Source organism: Herbiconiux liangxiaofengii, from assembly GCF_041927335.1.
GTDB lineage: Bacteria > Actinomycetota > Actinomycetes > Actinomycetales > Microbacteriaceae > Herbiconiux > Herbiconiux liangxiaofengii.
The window spans coordinates 1-1094 of the sequence record NZ_JBHFHD010000019.1 but is presented as its reverse complement, the minus strand read 5'-3'; the positions used below and the strand labels follow the sequence as shown (position 1 = coordinate 1094).

The 1094-nt window shown below is 63.6% G+C and carries 1 protein-coding gene; it reads left to right on the top strand.

All coding sequences use genetic code 11. The annotated features are described in order from the left end of the window. Nucleotides 1–106: 106 nt before the first annotated feature. On the top strand, nucleotides 107–1094 hold a 988-nt coding region (locus ACEXOR_RS17285), incomplete at its 3' end, for an IS481 family transposase (protein ID WP_374850981.1).

Here is a 1094-nt window from a genome sequence, read left to right as displayed (position 1 = left end):
TGTACTGCCCAGGGACGTTGGTTGATGTGTGATGTCTTGAAGTGACGAAGACCTCCGGTGGAGGGTTGGAGCTGTCTAGGTTCCATCACCACTGCCGGAGGTCTTCGTGTCTCACCGTAATGCTGCTCTCACGCCCATTCAACGTCTTCGTGTTGCCCGCCTGATCGTCGATGACGGGTGGCCGGTCGCTCACGCGGCCCAGTTCTTCCATGTGTCATGGCCGACCGCGAAACGGTGGGCCGACCGATACGAACTCGCCGGGCCGGCGGCCATGGAAGATCGCTCCTCAAGGCCCCACCGGGTGTCGAACAGGACACCGCAGCCCCTGGTGCGGAAGATCGTGCATCTGCGGTGGAAGAAACGCCTCGGACCCGTCGGAATCGGCGCGAAGCTCGACATTCCGGCCTCGACCGTCCACGCCGTTCTGGTGCGGGTGAAGCTGAACCGCCTGCATCATGTCGATGTTCGAACCGGGGAACCCGTCCGCCGATACGAGCACGATCATCCCGGATCGATGATCCACGTCGATGTGAAGAAGATGGGCAACATCCCCGATGGTGGCGGGCACCGATTCGTCGGCCGGCAACAGGGAGACCGGAACCGGGCCGCAACCCCGGGGAAACCACGGAACGGTCACTACAACCCGAAGATCGGGACCGCGTTCGTGCACACCGTGATCGATGACCACTCCCGCGTCGCTTACGCCGAGATCCATGACGACGAGACCGCCGCCACCGCGGTCGGCGTGCTCCGCCGGGCCGTGGCCTGGTTCGCCGCGCGCGGCATCACAGTCGAGCGGGTCCTCTCCGACAACGGATCGGCCTACAAATCGCATCTCTGGCGCGACACCTGCGCCGAGCTGAACGTCCGGCCGAAGAAGACCAGACCCTACCGGCCACAAACCAACGGCAAGATCGAACGGTTCCACCGCACCCTCGCCAACGGATGGGCCTTCTCCCGCCACTACAACAGCGAATCAGCCCGCCGAGCAGCACTCCCGGCCTGGCTCCATGAATACAATCACCACAGGCCCCACACCGCCATCGGAGCACAACCACCCATCAGCAGATTGATCAACCTCCCTGGGCAGTACA